We start from the raw sequence: 20,853 nt of genomic DNA, 5'->3' as shown, positions 1-20,853 counted from the left end.
GCTCATGCGGGGTGGCGTCGGGTCTGCAGGGGTCAGCCTCGGGCAGCCAGGGGCGTCGTCAGGGGTGGTGCGGGTGGGTCCAAATCTGGGGCCGGCGCGGGGGACGCGGCAGGGGGCGTGTCCCGTCCGGGAGCCGGGCTCCAGCGGCCTGCCGGGGGAGTGTAGCTTTCGCGCCTCACCCCACGACCGGTCCGTGGCATGACCACCGCGGCGGGACAGTACAGCTCTTGCTCCAAGAGGGCGTTCCATGCCTGCCTTGCTCCCCCGCGTGCTTCATGCGCTGGCCCCCGGCCCCGCCGGTGGGCTGGAAAGCGTCGTCCAGATGCACGCCAGGGGCTGGGTGGCCCAGGGTGGGGAGGCGGCTGTCGCCCTGGTCCTCGATGAGGGGGCGGACCTGCCTGAGCCCTTCCGGGCCCTGGCAGACGTCGGGGTTCGGGTGTTCTGCCACCCGGTGCCGCACCGCGCCTACCTGCGGGAGCAGGCGCAGTACCGCTCGGTCCTCGCCACTTGGCGGCCGGATGTGGTGCACTGCCACGGGTACCGAGCCGACCTGATCGCTGGCCGTGCCGCGCGGACCGCCGGGATTGCGCGGGTGAGCACGGTGCACGGCTTCACCGGCGGGGACTGGAAGAACCGCCTCTACGAGCGGCTGCAGCTACGGAGCTTCCGGCGCTTTTCCGGCGTGGTGGCGGTGTCCCGTCCTATCGCGGCCCGGTTGGTCTCCACCGGCGTGCCGCGGGACAGGGTGCACCTGATCCCGAATGCCTGGGCACCGGGGCTTCCCCCGCTCGCCCGGGCGGAAGCTCGCGTGCGGCTCGGGGTCGGCCCGGCCGACCGGCTCATCGGATGGGTGGGGCGGCTCTCGCGCGAGAAGGCGGCGGACGTGCTGCTGGAGGCCCTCGCGCGGGTGGAGCAGGTGGCCGTCGTCGTGGGCGATGGCGGTGAACGCGACGCGCTGCGGCAGCAGGCCGGAGCGCTGGGCGTGGCGGGCCGGGTCCGGTGGGCGGGGCTGGTGCCGGAGGCGGGGCGGTACTTCTCGGCCTTCGACTGCTACGTCCTCAGTTCGCGGACCGAGGGGACACCCATCGCGCTCTTCGAGGCCATGGCCGCCGGCGTGCCCATCGTCACCACCCGCGTCGGCGGCGTGCCGGATGTCGTCGGCACCGCGGAGGCGCTGCTGGTGCCGCCGGAGGATCCGGCGGCGCTCGCGTCCGCGATCGACGCCGTGTTCACCGACCCGGGCGCTGCCGCCGCGCGCGCGGCCCGCGCCGCCGCGCGCCTGGCCGACGAGTACGCCCTCGAGCCCTGGCTCGAGCGGCACGCCGAACTCTACCGCGCCGTCATGGCGCGCCGTCCCGGGGACCTGGCATGCACCTGATGGATGTGGAAGTGCTCCTCGCCCTGTCGCCGGGGCTGCTGTTCGGGTACGCCTACTTCGTGTACCCGGCGCTGCTCAAGCTCTGGGGCGGGCTCCGGCCGGCCCCGCCGGTGTACCCGGACCCGCCCGAGTGGCCGGCGATCTCGATCGTGGTGCCCGCGTACAACGAGGTCCACGCCATTCGGCGCACCCTCGACTCCCTGCTGGCGATCGACTACCCCGCCGACCGGCGCCAGATCCTGGTCGTCTCCGACGCCTCGAGCGATGGCACCGACGACGTGGTGCGGGAGTACGCCGACCGTGGGGTCGAACTGCTCCGCCTGGCCCAGCGGTCGGGCAAGACCGCCGCGGAGAACGCCGCCCTCGCGGAGCTGCGTGGCCGCATCGTGGTCAACACCGACGCGACCATCCGGATCCTCCCCACCTCGCTCAAGCCGCTCATCCGGGTCTTCCAGGACCCGGCGATCGGCGTCGCCTCCGGACGTGACGTGAGCGTGGGCGACCTGAGCATCGAGGCCAATGAGGGGGAATCCGGCTACGTGGGCTACGAGATGTGGGTCCGCTCGCTCGAAACGCGGATCGGGTCCATCGTGGGCGCCAGCGGCTGCTTCTACGCCATCCGGCTGGAGTTGCACGAGACGCTGGTGCCGGCCGCGCTCTCGCGCGATTTCGCCTCGGCCCTGACGGCCCGGGAGCACGGCCTTCGGGCGGTGTCCGTGGATGAGGCGGTCTGCCTGGTCCCCCGCACCTCCTCGCTGCAGCGCGAGTTCCGGCGGAAGGTCCGCACCATGGCCCGCGGTCTCGAGACCCTCTGGTTCAAGCGCCACCTGCTCAATCCGTTCCGCTATGGCCGCTTCGCGTGGATGCTCTGGTCCCACAAGCTCGTCCGCTGGCTCGTGTTCCTGGCGGCCCCGGTCGCGGTGGTGGCGGTGGCGCTGCTGGCGGTGGACCATGTGGCGGCCCGGGTGATGCTGGCGCTCATCCTGGCGGGCGCGGGGCTCGGCGCCGTGGCGCTGCGGGCGCCCGAGGGGCGGCGTCTGCCCCGCCTGGTGTCGCTGTGCGGTTTCGTGCTCACCACGCACCTGGCGGGGTTCCTGGCGTGGAGCAAGGCGCTCCGCGGCGAGCTGAATCCGATCTGGGAACCGACCCGCCGCCCGGTGTAGTCCCGCGCCGGGCGCCGGTCAGCGCGGGGGGAGCGCCGCAAAGACCTCGGGAATCAGGTCCGTGGCGGCGCGCGTGGCCCACGCGGCCGCCACGTCCTCCGGGGTCTCCGGATTTAGCCAGACCACGATGCGCACCAGCGCTTCCTCCGAGCGGCCCAGCAGCGCGGCGTCACGCAGCAGCTCCCACTTGACCCGGTACTCATTGGCCGCCACGCGGCCCCGGCCCTGGTACCAGTAGAACACCAGGGCGCGCTGGTCCTTGCGCTGGAGCAGGTACCGATTGACCATCCACGCCCCGGCCGAGGTCGGGACGCTCGTCGTGGTCTGCTGCAGTGCCTCCCACCCGGAGCCGGGGAGGCAGTTCTTGGGGGAGTGGATGGTGCGGCCCTGGGTCTGCTGCTCGTAGTACCCGACGTAGATCTCGAACGGCGCCACCGCCCCCTCGAAGCGTCGCATCAGGTAGGTGGACACGCCCGCCACCGCGAGCTGGTCCTCCGGCAGCGTGCCGCGCAGGCCGGCCCGCCCGGCGAGCGTGTCCGCGATCTGGTCGAGGGGCCGGACCATCGGCATGGGGTGCTGGCGGTCCACCGCGAGCGTGAAGATGCACCCCAGGGCGAGCACGCCGCTCGGCAGCCAGCGCGTCCAGTCAGGCATCGGCGGGGGCCCCCGCACGCCGGTGCTCCACCCAGGCCACTGCCCAGGTGAAGGCGCCCAGAATCAGGAAGGCCATCACGAACATCAGCCATCCCTCGCTGAGGTGCATGAACCCCTCCCCGAGCTTGGGGTCCACCCAGTAGACGAGGTACCCGGTCAGGAACACCCGCACCGCGTTCACGACCATCGCCACGGGGATGGCCAGTGCCACCAGGAGCAACCGGCTGAGCGGGTGCCGCAGCCACAGCCCCCCCACCAGGACGCCGAGGGACAGGAGTGCCGTCAGCGATCGGAGTCCGCTGCAGGCCTCGGTGACGAACAGGTCCCGCAGGGGCTGGCCGGCGGGGTCAAGCAGCCGGATGATGTTCCCGGACAGTTCCACCGGCACATGGCGGACCGCGAGCATCGCGGCCCCCCAGCGGGACGCACGGAGCTGCAGCGGCAGCGCCAGCGAGGTGGTAAGCACGTCGGGGATCGGGATCGAGAGCGCCAGCAGCAGGATCGGCAGCCACCAGTGCAGCGCCTGCCGGATGCCGCGAAAGAACAGCACCAGGGCCACGGCCGCCAGCAGCATGGATCCGCGCATGGTGAACAGCTCGGCGGCCAGACCGGAGAGGTAGCGGATCGCCACCGCCGTCACCAGGAGCAGCAATCCCAGGAGGCGCTCGGGCGCGGCGGACACCAGGCCGCGCCGCCACGCGAGCCAGGCCGCCAGTGGCGCGAGGAGCAGGCCGTGCCCCGCGTCCGGGTCGTTCCACCAGTCGCGCAGCAGCAGCTGGAACGGCTGCCGGAAGAGCAGCAGGAAGAGGACGGCGGTGAGGACGAGCGGGGCGAGACGGAGAGGGTCCCGCACCAGGGCGGGAGGGCGGTCAGCTGGGAGCGTGGCAGCCACCCGGTGTTACCACCCACCCCGACGGAAGAGGATCACCGGGACCGTCTTGAGCATGATGAGGATGTCCTGCCACAGGCTCTGCCGCTTCAGGTACTGCAGGTCGTAGTCGAGCTTGTTCCGGACGTCGTCCAGGCACTGGTCGTACTGCTGGTTGACCTGGGCCAGGCCGGTGATCCCCGGCTTGACCCGCTGGCGCGCCTCGTAGCCGCGGATGTTCTTGCGCAGCTGTGCGAAGATGCTGGGCCGCTCCGGCCGGGGCCCGACGATGTTCATGTCGCCGGCCAGCACGTTGAAGAGCTGGGGCAGTTCGTCCAGCCGGTACTGCCGCAGGAACTTGCCGACCGGGGTCACCCGCGGGTCTTCCTTGGCGGCCCACACCGCGCCGGAGAGGTGCTCGGCGTTCACGCACATCGTGCGGAACTTGTAGATGGTGAAGACCTGGCCGCCGAGGTCGTGCGAACGCAGGGTCTCGCCATCAGGTGGCGGGGCGCGGTTCCACCGGCGGTCGAGCCCGATCCGGGTCTGGGTATAGAACACCGGGCCGCGACTGGTCAGCTTGACCGCGACCGCGATCAGCAGGAGCAGGGGGGCGATCAAAATGATGGCCAGCAGCGCGAGGCCGAAGTTCAGCGCGCGCGACAGCGCCTCCGATCGGGTCTGGGGGACGATCGGATCCTCCACTTCCTCCACCAGCTTGAGCCAGCGCTCTCGCGGGGTCACTCGGGCCGTGCGCGAGGTGCTACCGGTCGCCATGGTGCGGTCCGCTGCCTGGGTCTGCTGCACGCCTAGAAGATGCCGAACAGTTTGCCGATGCCGTACGTGCTGATGATCAGGGCGGGAATCACCGCGATCGTCCGCAGCGTCGTGTACCAGTCGCTGGGCTGCTTGATGCCCACCTCCACCACATCCCCCGCCCGCAGGTTCAGCTGGTCCAGGGTGACGCCGTCCGTGACGGCCTTGTTGAAGGCCTCGCCGTCCATGATCTGGTCCTCGCCCCGCAGGATCTTCGAGTCCTTGAGCTCCGTCTGGTTGCCGATCCCGCCGGCCTGCATGAGCGCGTCGCTCAGCATGATGTCGGCATCCATCTGGTAGAAGCCCGCCTTGCCCACGCCGCCCATGAACGTGAGCCGGATGGTCGGCCGCGCCTTGATCTGCGGCTCCCGCACGTAGCGCCCCACCTGCTCGGTCAGGTACGCCTCCAGCTCCGAACGCAGCACGCCACGCATGGGGATGTCCGGCAGGCCGGGCAGGGTCAGCACCCGGCCGGGGCCAATCGCCTTGATGCCGGTGGTGCCGCTGTCGCCGATCATTGTGATGTTGATCTGGTCGCCGACATAAAAGTCGCCCTCCAGCAGCCGTTCCCGGATCAGCGCCGCCTCGTCCCGCTTGGCCTCCCGGAAGCTGGCGCTGTACGCATCGGAGTTGGCCAGCGCCTCCGCCGCCTCCAGTGACTGCTGCAGCTGGGCCCGGGTGACTACCGGCCGGCGCCCGGAGGTGCCCGGATCGGCCTCGTCCTGGGCCCGGAGCGTCGACGGGCCGGCGAACACCGCGGCCACGAGCAAGGCCCATACCGACCACCGGCGGGCAACCGACAACGGAAGGGAACAGACGAAGGTCATAGGTCTCGGATCTCTCGGTGCACACCGTGTGCTAGGTTGAACGGCCGCGGTCCGGCCTGGAGGCGCTGGCCAACTGCCTGTGCTTGAAAGACTTGGGAAAGTGTGGCGCTCCACGCTGTGGACACAAGCCTACACCGTCCGATGCGTCCGCGCCACGCGCCGCGTCACAGAGTCCCGTTCCGCGTACCTCGGCCGTATCGGGCGCGGCTGGGTCGACAGGCACGGCATGCGAGCAATTCGCACTCTCGCGCCGCATTTCGTATTGCCCCGCGCGGCACCCGTGCGTATCCTACCATTGTCAGTGCGCGTTGGCCCCCGTCAGCTCCCGCCGAGCCGTCCTGGGTCGTCCGCCGCACTCCCATCTCCAGCAACCTGGGATCCCCGCAGTGCCGCCCCGCTCGCTGGGCGGCGGCACGCGGCGGTTGGCTCCCGAGGGATCATGACCGAACCCGTGATGTCGTCACCCCCGCTGGTCCTGATCGCCAACGACCAGGAGTGGTCTGCCCGGTCGCTGGAGAGCATCCTTGCGCCCAACGGCTACGCGGTGCTCCGGGCCTACACGGGGCAGCAGGCGCTCGATCGCGCCCGGAGTGCCCGACCCGACCTGGTCATCCTCGATGCCCAGATGCCGGACCTCCACGGCTTCGAGGTCTGTCGGCAACTGCGCGCCGATCCGCGCTTCAACGCCACCACGCCGATCATCATCACCACCGCAGGCCCCTCGGGCCGCGCCCAGCGGCTCGACGCCTACCGCGCCGGCGCCTGGGAGTTTCTCGGCCAGCCGCTCGACGGTGAGAGTCTGCTCCTCAAGCTCGCCACCTTCCTCGCCTCGAAGCTCGAGTCCGACCGCCTGCGCGAGGAGAGCTTCCTCGACCAGCTCACCGGCCTCTACAACATGCGCGGCCTCTCCCGCCGGGCGCGCGAGATCGGGGCGGAGGTCTCCCGTCGGCACCAGCCGCTGGCCTGCATGGTGTTCGCCCCCGAAGCCGGCGACGCGCAGGTCGAGGACCAGGCGCTCGAGCGCATCGGGCAGGTCCTGCGCGCCCAGGGCCGCTCGTCGGACGCGTTCGGCCGCCTCGGCGACGGCGAGTTCGCCGTCGTGGCCCCGGATACTCCATCGATCGGCGCCGTGCGGATGTTCGAGCGCCTGGAGGCGCTGCTGGCCCCCGCCAACGCGAACGGCGCAGGCCGGCTCCCGCTGCGGGCCGGTTACTGCGCCGTTCCGAACTTCGCCGAGTCCAGGGTCGACGCGGTGGAGATGCTGCTGCAGGCCACCTCGGCCCTCCGCCAGCTGCAGGCCGCCGACGGCGCCGAGCGGATCCGGGCCTTCGCCCCGGCCCCCGCGCCCGCCGCGGGCTGACGCCCGCCGCCTACTCCCCGCCGCTGGTCCCCGCGCTGGACTGGGCCGCCACCTGCGGCGGCGCCTGTTCCTCGTCGGACGAGTAGCCGTACAGGTACGAGTAGTACCGGTACACCCCGTCCGCCTGAATCTCGTTCAACACCGCCCCGAGTACCCGCACCGGCAGCCGGTCCAGCAGCCGGAGCTTCGCCTCGGCCATCTGTCGGTCGGTCTCGCCGGAGCGGAAGACCATCACCATGTGGCCGGTGGCCGTGCCCAGCACGAACGGGTCGATGCCGGCCCCAAGTGGCGGGCTGTCGACGATCACCACGTCGAAGCGGGCCTTCATCTCTCCCATCAGTTCGGCCATCGCGGCCGATCCGAGCAGCTCCGGGCCCTGGTGCCGGCGGGTGCCGCACGGGATGACCGACAGCCCCCGCTGGCTGGTGGGCCGGATGATGTCGTCGAGCGGCGCCTCGCCGGTGAGGTAGTCCAGCAGCCCGGGGCGACGGTCCACGCCGAACATGCGGTGGATCTCCCCGCGGCGGATGTCACCGTCGATCAGCAGCGTGCGGTACCCGGCCTCGGAAAAGGAGACCGCCAGGTTGGAGGAGACCAGTGACTTGCCGTCGCCGGCGCCTGCGCTGGAGATCGTCAGGGTTACCGGACCGGCCGCACCGTAGGAATGCGCCAGGTTGAGGCGCACGGTGCGGAAGGCCTCGACCACTTGGGCCGCCTGGTCCGCGGCGAGTTCACCGCGCCGCGTTTTCTTGATGGCGGGAATCGCGCCCAGGATCGGCAGCCCCAGCTCGCTCGACACCTGTTCCGGGTAGCGGAACCGCTTGTCCAACTGGTCGAGCAGCAGCGCCAGGCCCACCGCCAGGCCCACGCTCGCGCCCAGGGCCATCAGGATGATCTTCGGCGCGGAGTTGCTGGCTGGCTTCTGCGGCGCCACGGCCCAGTCCAGCACCCGGACATCGGGGATAGCGGAGAGCTCGGAGAGCTTGGCCTCCTCGAGTCGTCCGTTGAGCATCTTGAACAGCTCATCCGCCGCCTGCAGGTCCCGGGTGAGTCGCGTTTCCGTGATGGTCACCGTGGGCACGGCCGCCAGTTCGGTGGCGCTTTGCCGCAGCCGACCCTCGAGATCTGACTCCTGGTACCGGAGCTGGTCGATGAGGGCCTGCGCATACTGCGGAATCGCCTGGTTCCGGAGGTGGTCGATCGTCTGCTGGGTGGACTTCACCATCGGGTGGTCGGGCGTATACCGCTGGAGCAGCGCGGACATCTCCGCTTCCCGGATGGTGAGGTCGGAGAGGGCCTGCTTGAGCTGCGGGGCCAGGTTCACCGAGGGGATGGTCTGGAAGGCATCCACCGTGATGGCCCCGGCCCGTCCGCGCTCGAGCACGGCCTCGATCTGCTGCCGGTCCCGCCGGAGCTGGTCCAGCTGCACCCGCTGTTGCGTATAGAGCGCCGTGGCATCCCCGGTGGTCGTCGACAACCCGGGGGAGACCGGCAACGCCCCGGAGCGGGGCTGAGTGATCGTCGCGATCTGGAAGTTCTTCAGGCGTGCCTCGGCCTCCCGCAGATTCTGGTAGGCCGTCGTCACCTGGGAATCCAGGGCGACACGCAACTCGGTCAGCTTGCGGCGCTTGAGGTCCGCGGCGATGTCCACGAACTCCTGGCTGATGGCGTTGAGGACGCCGGCCACGCGGTTCTTTTCCTTGCTGGCCAGCGACACCCGCATGAAGGTGCCCTTCTCCGGCATCTGCGCCCGCAGGTCGGCCATCAGCTTCTGCAGCTCGAGGCGCGGATCGGTCAGCTTGAACTCGATCTCCGCGCGGCCCTTGAACAGCGCCGACGCAGGGGCCCACAGCCAGCCCTGACGGCGGCCGATGGAGTCCCCGAGTTGCCCGGTCTCGATCTCCTTGCCGGCCCGGAAGAGCGTGTACTGCTTGCCCCCCTCCTGGATGGTCAAGCTGAACTTCCCCGTCCGGAACCGCTCGCCAATGTCGAACGTGCTGAACAGCACGGTGTCCCGGATCTGCTTGGGCGCCACGTAGAGGCGCAGGCGGTGCACCACCGGTTCATACACCATCGGCGTCTGCAGCAACTGGACGTAGCCAAACTGATTGAAGAGCTCGCCGGACCGGAGCGGACCGGAGCGGCCGCCCTGGTCCTCGATCCAGATGGTGGCGGTGGCCATGTACTCCGGCGGGACGAACTTGGTGGCAACCACGCCCAGGGTGGTGCCCAGCAGCAGGATGAGCAGCATCAGCCACCGGTACCGCTTCAGGGCGGAGAGGTAGCGGCCGAAGTTGACGCCCTCTTCCCGGGGCTCCGGAGCCCCGAGCGGGGCGCCGTGTCCCTGGAACGGCGTGATGTCGACGGCGCGGTCACTGGTGAGCGCTGCGCTCTTCGACGTGACGATTTTGCCTGCCATTGGCGTCCTGGCGTCTGCTGGGGGTTCCGAACGACCCTGACGGTCGCTCATGGTCGGCTGACCCTAGTGCAAAGTCAATACCGCGGCGAGTCGGTGGGAGATGCGAGCCGGACGCCGACTTGCACCCTGCGAGGGGCCCCCCGTTTCAGGCTGGGATACCCCTAGGTGTTGCGTTCACGCAACATTGTTGCTCGCCGAAGGCAATAGAATGTAGCTTGTGCAACATCCTGCTGACTCCTCCACGCACCGGGGTGTGGCACCAAGGATGCAAGGTAAAGGTGTCTAACCACCGTTTGCGGCCCCACCGGCCGCGCGAGACACCGGAATCTGGCGGTTTTGCATGGTCCCCGGGGCCCCCCGGCTGGACCGAAGGAGTGACCGATGGGATCCTCGCTGACGCACACCCCCCGGCGGCCCGATGGGCCGCCGGGCGAATCCGGCGGACGGGATCCCCTCTCCATCCCCGGTGAGGTCAAGGCCAGCATCCGCATCCTCATCGTGGACGATGAGCGGACCCTCCGGGAGAGTTGCGCGAGCGTCCTCCAGATGGACGGCTACAACGTCACCCTCATCGGCCGCGGGGAGGAGGCGCTGGAGGTGGTCAAGCGGCGGAAGTTCGACATCATCCTCGTCGACCTCTACATGTCGCAGACCTCCGGGATGGACATCCTCCGCTCGGCCCTCGAGTTCAACCGGGATACCATCGTGGTGGTGATGACCGGCAACCCGAGCGTGACCAGCAGCATCGAGGCCCTGCGCGCCGGGGCCTGGGACTACCTGCCGAAGCCGTTCTCCGCCACCCACCTGCAGGTGCTCATCGGCCGCGCGTCGCATGCCGTCATGGTGGCGCGCGAGACCCGGGACCTCAAGCAGCAGCTCGCCACCCAGGGCGGTCACAGCGACAAGATCTCGCTCATCGGCATCTCGCCCCTGTTCCGCAAGGCGGTGGACCTGGCCCGGAAGGTCGCGGCCACGGATGCCTCGGTGTTCATCTCCGGCGAGAGCGGGACCGGCAAGGAGGTCATCGCCCAGTTCATCCATCAGCACAGCCGGCGCGCCAGCCGGACCCTGGTGCCGATCAACTGCGCCGCGCTGCCCGAGCCCCTGCTCGAGTCCGAGATGTTCGGCCACCGCAAGGGCGCCTTCACCGGCGCCGACCGCGACAAGCCCGGGCTGCTCGAGACCGCCAACGGCGGTACGCTGTTCCTCGACGAGCTCACCGAGATGTCGATGCCGCTGCAGGCCAAGCTGCTGCGGGTGATCCAGGACGGGGTGGTGCGCCGGGTGGGCAGCGAGACCCAGGACGCCGTGGTCGACGTGCGGTACGTGGCGGCCACCAACCGCGATCCGCAGGAAGCCGTGAATCAGGGCATTCTGCGTGGCGACCTGTTCTACCGCCTGCGGGTGGTCCCGATCAAGCTGCCCCCCCTCCGCAAGCGGCCGGAGGACATCCCGCTGCTGGCCAACCACTTCCTGACCTACTACTGGCAGCGGCACCGCCAGATGGGCGACCGCCTGCCCAAGCTCACCGACGCCAGCATCGCCTTCCTGCGCTCGCGCCCGTGGCGCGGCAATGTGCGTGAGCTGCAGAACGTGATCGAGCACGTGGCGGTCCTGGCTGAGCCGGACCAGATGATCCAGCCCAATGACATCCCGATCTACGAGGATGGCTCCGAGTACCCCTCGGAGTCCGCGATCGCCGCGCCGGTGCTCGATGAGGCCTACCACGTCGCGAAGGACCGGGTGGTGGCGCAGTTCGAGAAGGAATACCTCACCCGGCTGATCGGGCGGGCCGGCGGCAACATGTCCAAGGCGGCACGGCTGGCCAACATCGACCGGACCACCCTGTACCGCCTGATGGACAAGCACAACTTCCAGCGCGACGATCTCTCGGGGTCCGCGGAGTGATGGCACGCGCCGGCGAGCCGGTCTGCGCACGCGCCGGCGGGCAGGAGATCACCGCAGAGCTCTGGGACGCCTTCGACCGCGCGATCACCGCTGTCGGGGCGGATTGGGAGCAGGTGGCCGAGGACAGCCCGGCGCAGGAGGAGGTCCGCGGGCTGCTGGCCCAGGTCGCGGCCGCGGTGGGTCGGGCCGCGCGCGGCGAGGCGGCGGCTGTCGACGGCCTGCCCCGCACGGTGCTCACCCGGCGCCTGGTGGATCTCACCCGGCGGCACCTGGTGGGGCAGGCGGAGCGGCTCTCCCCCCCACCGGACGGTGCTGCCCTGCTCGGCCTGCTCTGCGCCATCGAGAAGGTGCACTGGGCCCTGGAGCCGGACTGGGCCCAGCACTTCGCCGACCGGCTCTCGGGGCCGGACGGCATGGAACTGGTGGTCGAGGTGGCCCACGACCTCCGCTCCCCGCTGACCTCCATCCTCTTTCTGGCCGAGACGCTGCAGCGCGCCCGCAGCGGGCCGATCAACGCGGTGCAGGAACGCCAGCTCGGGCTGATCTACTCCGCCGCGTTCGGGCTCTCCTCCCTCGCCAGCGACGTGATCGAGCTGGCGCGTGGGGGCGATCGGCTGGTGGACCTCGACCCGCTGCCCTTCTCGATCGCGGACATCTTCGAGTCGGTGCGGGACATCGTGCAGCCGATCGCCGAGGAGAAGGGGCTGTCGGTCCGCCTGTTCATGCCGCCGGAGGACTTCCGGGTGGGGCACCCGGTGGCGCTTTCCCGGGTGCTCCTCAACCTGACCACCAACGCGCTCAAGTTCACCTCGGAAGGGTACGTGGAGCTGCGGGGCGACCAGGGCGTCGGGAACACGGTGCAGTTCTCCGTTCGAGACACCGGCCGCGGGATCCCCCCCCACGCCATGCTGACGCTCTTCGAGCCGTTCCGGCGCCGCCAGAAGCAGGGCGAGTACGCCTTCTCCGGCGCCGGACTCGGCCTCTCGATCTGCCGGAAGCTGGTGGAGGCCATGCGATCGACCCTCAAGGTCGAGACCGCCACCGAGACCGGCACCCGTTTCTTCTTCGAACTCGACCTTCCGCTCGCCTCCGAACGGCAATGACCCGTCTCCTGCATATCGTCGGTGCCCGGCCCAACTTCATGAAGGTGGCGCCGGTGCTCCGGGCCGGCCGCGCACGCGGCGGCGTCGAGCAGTTCCTGGTCCACACCGGCCAGCACTACGACGCCGCGATGAGCGACCGGTTCTTCACCGACCTCGAGCTCCCGGCCCCGGACGTGAACCTGGGGGTGGGCTCGGGGAGCCACGCGGTGCAGACCGCCAGGATCATGACGGAGTTCGAGCCGGTGCTGGAGCGCCTGGCCCCCGAGTGGGTGGTGGTCTACGGCGATGTCAATTCGACGATGGCCTGTTCCCTGGTGGCGGCCAAGCGTGGGGTGAAGGTGGCGCACGTGGAGGCCGGGCTCCGCAGCCGTGACCGCGCCATGCCGGAGGAGATCAACCGGCTGGTGACCGACGTCCTCGCCGACCGGCTGCTCACGCCGAGCCGGGACGCCGACGCGAACCTGCTGGCGGAAGGGGTCCCCGCGGAGAAGATCCGGTTCGTCGGCAACGTGATGGTCGACACCCTGCTCACCCTGCGCGGGAAGGCGGCGGCACTCGGGGCCCCGGAGGCGCACGGCGTGGCCGGGCGACCGTACGCGTTCTGCACCTTCCACCGGCCCTCCAACGTGGACCACCCTGAGCTGCTCCGGGAGATCCTCGGCGCCCTGGACGACCTGGCCGGGCAGATGCCGGTGATCTTCCCGATCCATCCCCGGACCCGGCAGCGCATCGGGGAGTTCGGCCTGTCGGAACTGGCCCGGCGCGTGACCCTCCTCGACCCGCTCAGCTACCTCGAGACCGTCTCCCTGGTGGACCGCGCCACCCTGGTGCTGACCGACTCCGGCGGCCTGCAGGAGGAGACCACGGTGCTCGGCGTCCCGTGCCTGACCGCACGCCCCAACACCGAACGGCCCGTCACGATCACCGAGGGCACCAACCGCCTGATTCCCTCCAGCCGGGAGGGGATCAACCTTGCGGTGGCCGCGGTGCTGGCCCGGCGGGCGGGCGGCGGCTACCAGCCGGGGCGCCCGGAGGGCTGGGATGGCCGCGCCGGGGAGCGGGTGATCGCCGCCCTCTGTCTTCCCTGACCCCCTCGCCGCCGGACGGGCACCCGCTGTAGATTTGTCCCCTGATCCCGGCCTGCTCAGGACCGCCATGGTGGCGGCCGCGCCGGGATCCGCGATGGCGAGGCGGGCACGGAGGAGTGAGCGGCGCGAGCCCTCCCTCCCTTACGCCCCGCGCTCCCCCCGCGATCCCAGACCCAAGACGGAATGTGACCACACCCCACCTGCGACACCTGCGTGCCGGGGATCCTCCCCTCCACGCGCCCAACGCCGCGTTGATGATCGACTTCGACAACGTCACGCTGGGGATCCGCTCGGACCTCACCAAGGAACTGAAGCACCTCCTCAACAGCGACATCATCAAGGGCAAGGTCGCGGTCTCCCGCGCCTACGCCGACTGGCGCCGGTACCACCAGTACATCGTGCCGCTGTCGGAGTCGTCGATCGACCTGATCTTCGCCCCGGCGTTCGGCACCAACAAGAAGAACGCGACGGACATCCGCCTCGCCATCGACGCGATGGAGCTGGTGTTCACCCGCCCCGAGATCGGGACCTTCATCCTGCTCTCCGGGGACAGCGACTTCTCGATGCTGGTGATCAAGCTCAAGGAGTACGGCAAGTACGTCATCGGGGTCGGGATCCGGGAGTCGGCCAGCGACCTGCTGATCCAGAACTGCGATGAGTACTACAGCTACTCCGACCTGGCCGGCCTCACCAAGGAAGCCGACGCGCCGTCGACCCAGAAGGACCCCTGGGCCCTGGTCCAGGAGGCCGTGGCGACGATGGCGCGCGACGGCGACGTGATGCGCTCCGACCGCCTCAAGCAGGTGATGCAGCAGATCGACCCGAATTTCGACGAGAAGAACGCCGGCTACAGCCGGTTCTCGAAGTTCGTGCTCGAGGCGAGCCACAAGGGGCTGATCAAGCTCTCCAAGATGGAGAACGGGCAGTACGAGGTGGCGCCGCTGGGGGGTGCCGCCGAGGCGCCCGCCCGGGCGCCCACGCGTGCCCCCCGGCCGGAGGCCGTGGAACCTGCCGAAGAGGGGGGAGCCGGCGAGGAAGGCCGGAGCCGCCGCGGCCGTGGCCGCCGGGGCCGGGGCCGGGGCCGGGGTGGCGAGCGCGAGGCGCGGGACAGTGGAGAACACGCCCGTCCGGCGGAGGAGCGTGCGCCCACCGCGGCCGCCCCCGCCGCGCCGAAGCAGGAGGGCCTGACGCTCGCCCGGGCCTTCGATCTCCTGCGCCGGGCGCTGGCGGAACTGCCCTCGCCGTCGGGGCATGATGCCGTCCGCAATCGGATGTCGGCCCTCTACGGCCGTCAGGACCCCCTGCTCGACAGCGGCCGCTTCTTCCGCCTCCTGCGGCAGGCCCACGACGCCGAGGTGGCGGATGTGCGGAAGCTGGGCGAGGACGACTACGAGGTCATCGGGCGGCGCACCGACTCCGGCCCGGTGCCCGGGATCGCGCCGTCCGCGGCCACCGACGCCGCTGGCGGTGAGGACCAGCCGGCCCCTGCCACCAATGCCGAGGCGGCGTCGGTGCGCGGCGGCCTGCGGTTCCGTCGTGGTACCCGGCTCGGGTCGGCCTCCGCGGTGATCCCGATGATCGGCGTGGTGAACCTCGAGGAGGAGGCGCCCGCAGCCGAGCCGGTGAAGAAGGGCCGGGCCCCCGCCCGGAAGAAGGCGGCGAAACCCGCGCCGGAGGCATCGGAGGAGGCCGAGGCTCCGCCGCCAAAGAAGAAGGCGGCGCCCCGGACCCGGGCCAAGAAGAAGGCGGAGGAATAGCGATGCAGGCGGGACAACGGGCAGCCTCGCTGCCCGTTTCCTTTTTCCGGCGGGATGCCAGCATCGTGGCCCGCGAGCTGCTCGGGGCCGTCCTCGTCGTGGGCGCGGGCGGTCGCCGGGCGAGCGGGCGAATCGTGGAGGTCGAGGCGTACCTCGGCGCCGAGGATCCGGCCTCGCACGCCTACGGGTTCCGGCGCCACCGGCAGAACGCCGCGATCTACGGGCCGCCGGGGACCTGGTACGTGTACCGGAGCTACGGGCTGCACTGGTGCGCCAACCTGGTCACCGGTCCGCCCGGCCAGGGTGCCGCCGTGCTGCTCCGGGCCCTGGAGCCGCTGGAAGGACTGGCACTCATGCGGCGCCGTCGCGGTGGGGTGCCCGACCGATTACTCTGCGCCGGGCCCGGTCGGCTGTGCGCAGCGCTGGGCATCACCCGAGTCCTCGATGGCGCCCGGCGCCACCCGTCCACCGCCGTGGTACTGCGCGGCGAAGCGGCAGGCGCGGAGGTGGTGGCATCGCTGCGGATCGGGATTTCGCGGGCGCGCAACTGGCCCCTGCGATTTACCCTCCAGGGCTCGCCCTGGCTCTCACGACCGGTGCCCTGAAACAAAGCGGGGCGGGCCACCGTGGCCCGCCCCGTTGGCGTGGGCACCTGCAGGCCGCGCCCGTGAGGGCTAGTCGCCGCCGCTCGTCCCGCTGGCGCCGTCCGAGCCCTCTCGGGCACGGCCCAGGCCGAAGCGGATCCCGCCCATGAAGGCGTGCGTCGGTCCGACGAGCAGCTTTCCGTTCTGGGGTGCTGAGGCCAGCATGTACTGACCGAAGAGCATGATCCGCGACACGCGGAACTGTACGCCGCCCACCAGGCTGATGAACCCGCTGCCGCCGAGCCGGCTGGCGAGCGCCTCGGCGCTGTCGGCGTCGGCGGGGGTGGCGAAGAACCCCTGCGGGTAGTTCTTCACGGTGTGGATGTATCCAGCCCCGACGCCCACGTACGGCTGGGCGACGGTCTTGAGCGGGAACACCACCAGCGAAGCGGAATACTTGCGGATGTTGTTGAACAGGACCTGCCGCGAGCCCCCGAGTACCGTGGCGTCCGCGTAGGAGCTGCCCTGGTTCTTCTTGAAGCCCTCCTCCACGGCCAGGATGAGGCCGGTGCGCTTGGCCGTGACCAGCATGTGGACGCCGCCGGTGATGATGGCGCCTTTGGTCTGGGTCTCGGTTTCGAAGATTGTGGCGCCAGCCTGAGCCCCGATGTACCAGCGGTACGTCTCGAAGCCCGTCACCTGGGCGGCGAGGGACGGGGCGAGAGCCAGTGACGCCAGCCCGAGCACCGTCACGGTGCGACCGAGCATGCGCATCGCGATGCCTCCAGATGAGTGCGTGAGAGCCGCTATGGGCTTTTCCAGCTTCTGCTTGGAGCGTTGAGCTTCCAAACTACTTGAAGTCTACCGAACCCACAAGACTCCAAATACCCAAAGAGATGCCGAAGGTGTGCCGCCGGTCACACGATGCCGAGGCGCTGCCCCACCTTGCGGATGGCCCGGAGGGCCTGGTCCAGGTCATCCCGGGTGTGGGCCGCCGAGATCTGGCAGCGGATGCGGGCCTGGCCCTGGGGCACCACGGGGAAGCCGAACCCGGTGACAAAGACGCCCTCGGCCAGGAGCTGACGGCTCATCTCGATGGCCTTGGCGGTCTCGCCGAGGATCACCGGCACGATGGGCGTCTCGCCGGGGTGGGGGGCGAAGCCGCTGGCAAGCAGTTCCTCCCGGAAGTAGCGCGCGTTCTGCCGCAGCGTCTCGACCCGCTCGGGGTGGTGCTCGAGGTACTCGACGCTGGCGAGGGCGCTCGCCGCCACCGTGGGGGGGAGCGCGTTGGAGAAGAGCTGCGGCCGGGCACGCTGGGTGAGGAAATCGCAGACCGCGGGGGTCGAGGCGACGAACCCGCCCGCGGCGCCCCCGAGCGCCTTGCCGAGGGTGGAAGTGATGATGTCCACCTCGCCGACCATGCCGAAGTGCTCCGCCGTCCCGCGGCCGGTCTTGCCGAGCACCCCGGTGGCGTGTGAATCATCCACCACCAGCACGGCATCGTGCCGGCGGCAGAGCTCGGCGATGTCCGGCAGCCGGGCAATGGCGCCTTCCATCGAGAAGACGCCGTCGGTGATCACCATCCGCACCCGGCGGTCCTTGGCGGCCACGAGCCGGGCCTCGAGGTCGGCGAGGTCGGCGTGCTTGTAGACGGCGGTCTGGCACTTGGTGATGGCCTTGGCCAGGCGGACGCCGTCGATGATCGAGGCATGATTCAGCTGGTCGCTGATGACGATGTCCTCCTCGCCGAGGAGGGTGCCGGGCACCGCCTCGTTGGCGTTCCAGCAGCTCACGAAGCTGAGCGAGGCGGCCGTGCCGACCAGGCGCGCGCAGCCCGCCTCGAGGGCGCGGTGCACGGTGAAGGTGCCGCAGATGAAGCGCACCGACGCCGTGCCAGCCCCGTACCGATCGAGCGCATCCTTGCCGGCCCGGACCACCTCGGGGAGGTTGCTGAGGCCGAGGTAGTTGTTGGACGAGAGCACGATCACCTCGCCGTGCCCCTCCATGCGGACCCGGGGACCCTGGGCGCCGTCGATGTAGAGCAGGTGCTTGTAGACGCCGTCGCGCCGGAAGCCGTCCAGTTCGGCGGCCAGCCGCCGGTCGAGTGCCTCGATCATGCGCCGATCTCCAGGATGACCTTGCCGGCCTGCCCGTCCTTGATGACCTGGATGGCCTCGGCCATCTGCTCCAGGCGGAAGCGGTGGGTGACGACCGGCCGCGGGTCGAGCTGGCCGGCCCGCAGCAGCCGGAACATCTGCTGCCAGGTGTCGTACATCCGCCGGCCGGTCACGCCATAGAGCGTGAGGCCCTTGAAGATCACGTCGCGGGCGAAGTTCACGTCCGTGGTGCGGCTCGGCGTGCCCAGCAGGTTCACGCGGCCGGCCAGGCGCGCGGCGCTGAAGGCGGTCTGGTGGCCGTTGGGGTGCCCGCTCATCTCGCAGACGAGGTCCACGCCGTCCCCGCCGGTCAGGTCGCGGATGCGACCCACCACGTCGTCGGTGGCCGGATTGAGGGTGACATGGGCGCCCATGCGGCGGGCGAGGTCGAGGCGGGTGGGGTTGAGGTCGCTGGCGATGACCAGGGACGCGCCGGCCGCGCGGGCCACCCCGACGGCAAAGCACCCGATCGGCCCGCAGCCGAGCACCAGCACCGCGCTGCCCGCCACGTCGCCGCCCTCGAGGACGGTGTGGACGGCGTTGCCCATCGGGTCCATGATGGCCCCGATCTCGGTGGGGATGCCATCGAGCTTCATCACGTTCGAGGCCGGCATGGCGATGAACTCGGCGAAGGCGCCGTCGCGGTCGACCCCGATGATGCGGGTCCGGCGGCAGACGTGGGCGTCACCGGTGCGGCAGGGGAGGCAGTGGCCGCAGACGATGTGCCCCTCCGCGGTGACCCGGTCGCCGACGGCGAGCAGTCCCTCGGCCCGCGCCTCGACGCCCAGCTCCACGATCTCGCCGGCGAACTCGTGGCCGATGGTCACCGGCGGCTTGAGGCGCGCGCTGGCCCAGGCGTCCCATTCCCAGATGTGGAGGTCGGTGCCGCAGACCCCGGCGTAGTGGACCTTGATCAGGACGTCGCTGGGGCCGCAGGGCGGGACGGGCACGTCCCGGACGACCATTCCGGGACCGGCTTCGGTCTTGACGAGTGCGCGCATGGGCAGGGAGCGGGAGTCAGTCGGCGGCCCGGCGAGTCCGGGGGCACGGGCGACAAAGCTAACGGCTGCACGGCGCCCGGGGCTACGGTGCGCCGGGTTGCATGAAATCCCGCACCGCCGCATTGACCGAGTCGGGCTGGGAGCGGGGCAGGGTGCGCCCGCCGAGCGGAATACTGTGGAGCTGCGCCCGCGGGAGGCAACGCGCCAGCGTCGCGAGCGTCCCCCGCTCCTCCGGCGGTCCATCCGCGCTGCCCAGCAGCAGCACGGGAAGGTCGATCGACTGCAGTTCCGCGCAGCTGATGGCTGGCTGCGGGGCGGCCGCCGTGGGGAGCGTCTGCGCGTTGGCCAGCAGGCGCTCCCGGGTGTCACCCGGCAGGGCCTCCAGCGTGATCCCGGGCCCGAACCAGGCCGCAAGCAGCCGGTTCACCGCCGGTCCGGGCGCCCGGGCATCGAAGACCTGCAGCGCCTCGTCGTAGGCCTGTCGCCGGGCCGCCGCCACCGCGGCCCGGCGGGCGGGATCGGGAATCAGGGAGTCCACCACCGGATTCACCAGCACCAGTCCACCCACCAGCCCGGGAAACCGGCGCGCGAGTTCCAGCGCCGCGGGGGCGGCCCACGAATGGACCATCACGACGGGCCGCTCCAGGCGCAGGGCCCGGATGATGGCGGCCAGGTCGGCGGCGGTGGTGGTGAAGCCCGCGGGGGGATCCTCGGGGCGCCAGGGATTCGGGTAGTGCGCCCGGCGGCTCAGGGCGAGGACGCGCGCGCCGCCGGCGAGTCCGTCCAGCTGTGCGGTCCAGAAGCGGAGGTCGGTGAGCGCTCCATGCACCAGTAGCAGCGGCGGCCCGCTCCCCCGGTCGGCAAAGGCAAAGCGGTAGCCGTTGGCAAGCACCGCCTGCAGCGGCGGGGTGTCCGCCTGGGCCCGTACGGCGGCGGGAGCGGCCAGGAGCGCCAGCGCGGCCCAGGCGGCGCGCATCAGAGAATGGAGCGGGTGAGGCCGCCGTCCACGCTGAGCACCGCCCCGGTGATGTAGCGGGCGGGCTCCGAGGCCAGGAAGAGGGCGGCGGCCGCGAGCTCCTCGGGGGTGCCGATCCGGCGAATGGGCACCGACGCCCCCATCTCCGCCAGGACCTCCGCGGCGCCCCGACCCTGCGGGCCGCCGCGCGCCGCCGCGAGGCTGGTGAGTCGATCGGTGCCGAAGTAGCCGGGGCAGAGCACGTTGACGGTGATCCCCTGGGCCGCCACCTCATCAGAGAGCGACTTGGCGAACCCGAGGACGCCGGCCCGTGCCGTGGTGGACAGGATCAGCGCGGACGCCGGTTGCCGGGCCGCGACGGAAGTCAGGCAGAGGATGCGGCCCCAGCCCGATGCCCGCATGTGCGGCACAGCGGCCCGCGCCAGGTGCACGACGCTCAGCAGCGACACGTCGAGCGCCTGCTGCCAGGCCTCGGCGTCGTGGGCCTCGAACGGCCCGGCGGGCGGGCCCCCGGCATTGCAGAGGAGGATGTCGGGGCCGCCGAGGCGGGCGTGGACCTCCGTCACCAGGGTGGCGGCCTCCGGGGGGCGGGACACGTCGGCGGGGAAGGCGACGGCACGGTCGCCCGCATTGAGGGAGGTGAGGGCCTGCTCGAGGCGGGCGGGGTTGCGGCCGTTGAGGGCCACGCGCACGCCCTCCGCCAGCAGCCCGCGCGCGATGGCCAGGCCGAGGCCCGACGAGCCGCCGCAGACGAGCGCGACGCGATCACGAATGCCAAGGTCCATGGGGGAAACA

General features: G+C 70.9%; 18 protein-coding genes. 8 read left to right on the top strand and 10 right to left on the bottom strand.

The window, feature by feature from the left end; genetic code table 11:
• Positions 1-247 precede the first annotated feature (247 nt).
• Both IPJ95_16590 and IPJ95_16585 read left to right on the top strand, forming a co-directional pair.
• Positions 248-1,378 (top strand): glycosyltransferase, encoded by a 1,131-nt coding sequence (locus IPJ95_16590; protein MBK7925216.1) that lies wholly within the window; start codon positions 248-250, stop codon positions 1,376-1,378.
• Positions 1,369-2,541, top strand: a complete 1,173-nt coding sequence (locus IPJ95_16585; protein MBK7925215.1) for a glycosyltransferase — start codon at positions 1,369-1,371, stop codon at positions 2,539-2,541. Before IPJ95_16590 ends, IPJ95_16585 begins: the two co-directional genes overlap by 10 nt.
• 18 nt (positions 2,542-2,559) lie before the next feature.
• On the opposite strand, the gene epsI is transcribed toward IPJ95_16585, so the two are convergent.
• The 4 genes from epsI to IPJ95_16565 are packed head-to-tail and all read right to left on the bottom strand — an operon-like array spanning position 2,560 to position 5,649.
• Positions 2,560-3,195, bottom strand: coding sequence for an EpsI family protein (gene epsI, locus IPJ95_16580; protein MBK7925214.1), 636 nt, complete (start codon positions 3,193-3,195; stop codon positions 2,560-2,562).
• Positions 3,188-4,048, bottom strand: coding sequence for an exosortase/archaeosortase family protein (locus IPJ95_16575; protein ID MBK7925213.1), 861 nt, complete (start codon positions 4,046-4,048; stop codon positions 3,188-3,190). The genes epsI and IPJ95_16575 overlap by 8 nt, the downstream gene beginning before the upstream one ends.
• 45 nt (positions 4,049-4,093) lie before the next feature.
• Positions 4,094-4,840, bottom strand: coding sequence for a sugar transferase (locus tag IPJ95_16570; GenBank protein ID MBK7925212.1), 747 nt, complete (start codon positions 4,838-4,840; stop codon positions 4,094-4,096).
• A gap of 32 nt (positions 4,841-4,872) precedes the next feature.
• The gene (locus tag IPJ95_16565; GenBank protein ID MBK7925211.1) at positions 4,873-5,649 is read right to left on the bottom strand and encodes a hypothetical protein; all 777 of its coding nucleotides are present in this window, start codon (positions 5,647-5,649) and stop codon (positions 4,873-4,875) included.
• Between the two features lie 496 nt (positions 5,650-6,145).
• Between IPJ95_16565 and IPJ95_16560 the strand changes: the two genes are divergently transcribed.
• Positions 6,146-7,066: a response regulator gene (locus IPJ95_16560; GenBank protein MBK7925210.1), complete on the top strand. Its 921-nt coding sequence runs from the start codon at positions 6,146-6,148 to the stop codon at positions 7,064-7,066.
• Between the two features lie 10 nt (positions 7,067-7,076).
• Here the strand turns inward: IPJ95_16560 and IPJ95_16555 are convergent, their stop codons facing one another.
• Positions 7,077-9,485, bottom strand: coding sequence for a polysaccharide biosynthesis tyrosine autokinase (locus tag IPJ95_16555; GenBank protein ID MBK7925209.1), 2,409 nt, complete (start codon positions 9,483-9,485; stop codon positions 7,077-7,079).
• A 381-nt stretch (positions 9,486-9,866) separates the two neighbouring features.
• On the opposite strand from IPJ95_16555, the gene IPJ95_16550 reads away from it, so the two are divergent.
• The 5 genes from IPJ95_16550 (at position 9,867) to IPJ95_16530 (ending at position 15,946) form a co-directional block, all read left to right on the top strand.
• Positions 9,867-11,393, top strand: coding sequence for a sigma-54-dependent Fis family transcriptional regulator (locus IPJ95_16550; protein MBK7925208.1), 1,527 nt, complete (start codon positions 9,867-9,869; stop codon positions 11,391-11,393).
• Positions 11,393-12,496, top strand: a complete 1,104-nt coding sequence (locus IPJ95_16545; GenBank protein MBK7925207.1) for a HAMP domain-containing histidine kinase — start codon at positions 11,393-11,395, stop codon at positions 12,494-12,496. Before IPJ95_16550 ends, IPJ95_16545 begins: the two co-directional genes overlap by 1 nt.
• A complete protein-coding gene (gene wecB, locus IPJ95_16540) occupies positions 12,493-13,584 on the top strand; it encodes a UDP-N-acetylglucosamine 2-epimerase (non-hydrolyzing) (GenBank protein ID MBK7925206.1) in 1,092 nt (363 codons plus the stop codon). Before IPJ95_16545 ends, wecB begins: the two co-directional genes overlap by 4 nt.
• Before the next feature lie 185 nt (positions 13,585-13,769).
• Positions 13,770-15,341, top strand: a complete 1,572-nt coding sequence (locus tag IPJ95_16535) for an NYN domain-containing protein (GenBank protein MBK7925205.1) — start codon at positions 13,770-13,772, stop codon at positions 15,339-15,341.
• Between the two features lie 2 nt (positions 15,342-15,343).
• Entirely contained in the window at positions 15,344-15,946 is a 603-nt protein-coding gene (locus IPJ95_16530) for a DNA-3-methyladenine glycosylase (GenBank protein MBK7925204.1), read from the top strand.
• Between the two features lie 69 nt (positions 15,947-16,015).
• Here IPJ95_16530 and IPJ95_16525 read toward each other — a convergent pair whose 3' ends face one another.
• The 5 genes from IPJ95_16525 to IPJ95_16505 all read right to left on the bottom strand — a co-directional run bounded on the left by IPJ95_16525 (position 16,016) and on the right by IPJ95_16505 (position 20,843).
• A complete protein-coding gene (locus tag IPJ95_16525) occupies positions 16,016-16,699 on the bottom strand; it encodes a hypothetical protein (protein MBK7925203.1) in 684 nt (227 codons plus the stop codon).
• Between the two features lie 143 nt (positions 16,700-16,842).
• Positions 16,843-18,042 (bottom strand): glycine C-acetyltransferase, encoded by a 1,200-nt coding sequence (locus IPJ95_16520; GenBank protein ID MBK7925202.1) that lies wholly within the window; start codon positions 18,040-18,042, stop codon positions 16,843-16,845.
• Positions 18,039-19,082, bottom strand: coding sequence for an L-threonine 3-dehydrogenase (gene tdh / locus IPJ95_16515; GenBank protein MBK7925201.1), 1,044 nt, complete (start codon positions 19,080-19,082; stop codon positions 18,039-18,041). The genes IPJ95_16520 and tdh overlap by 4 nt, the downstream gene beginning before the upstream one ends.
• Before the next feature lie 82 nt (positions 19,083-19,164).
• Positions 19,165-20,058, bottom strand: coding sequence for an alpha/beta hydrolase (locus tag IPJ95_16510; GenBank protein ID MBK7925200.1), 894 nt, complete (start codon positions 20,056-20,058; stop codon positions 19,165-19,167).
• Positions 20,058-20,843, bottom strand: coding sequence for an SDR family oxidoreductase (locus tag IPJ95_16505; GenBank protein MBK7925199.1), 786 nt, complete (start codon positions 20,841-20,843; stop codon positions 20,058-20,060). The genes IPJ95_16510 and IPJ95_16505 overlap by 1 nt, the downstream gene beginning before the upstream one ends.
• Between the last annotated feature and the right edge of the window lie 10 nt (positions 20,844-20,853).

The sequence above is a fragment of the Gemmatimonadota bacterium genome, assembly GCA_016713785.1.
Lineage (GTDB): Bacteria > Gemmatimonadota > Gemmatimonadetes > Gemmatimonadales > GWC2-71-9 > JADJOM01.
The sequence above is the reverse complement of the archived record's forward strand: the minus strand, read 5'-3'. Positions and strand labels throughout refer to the sequence as shown.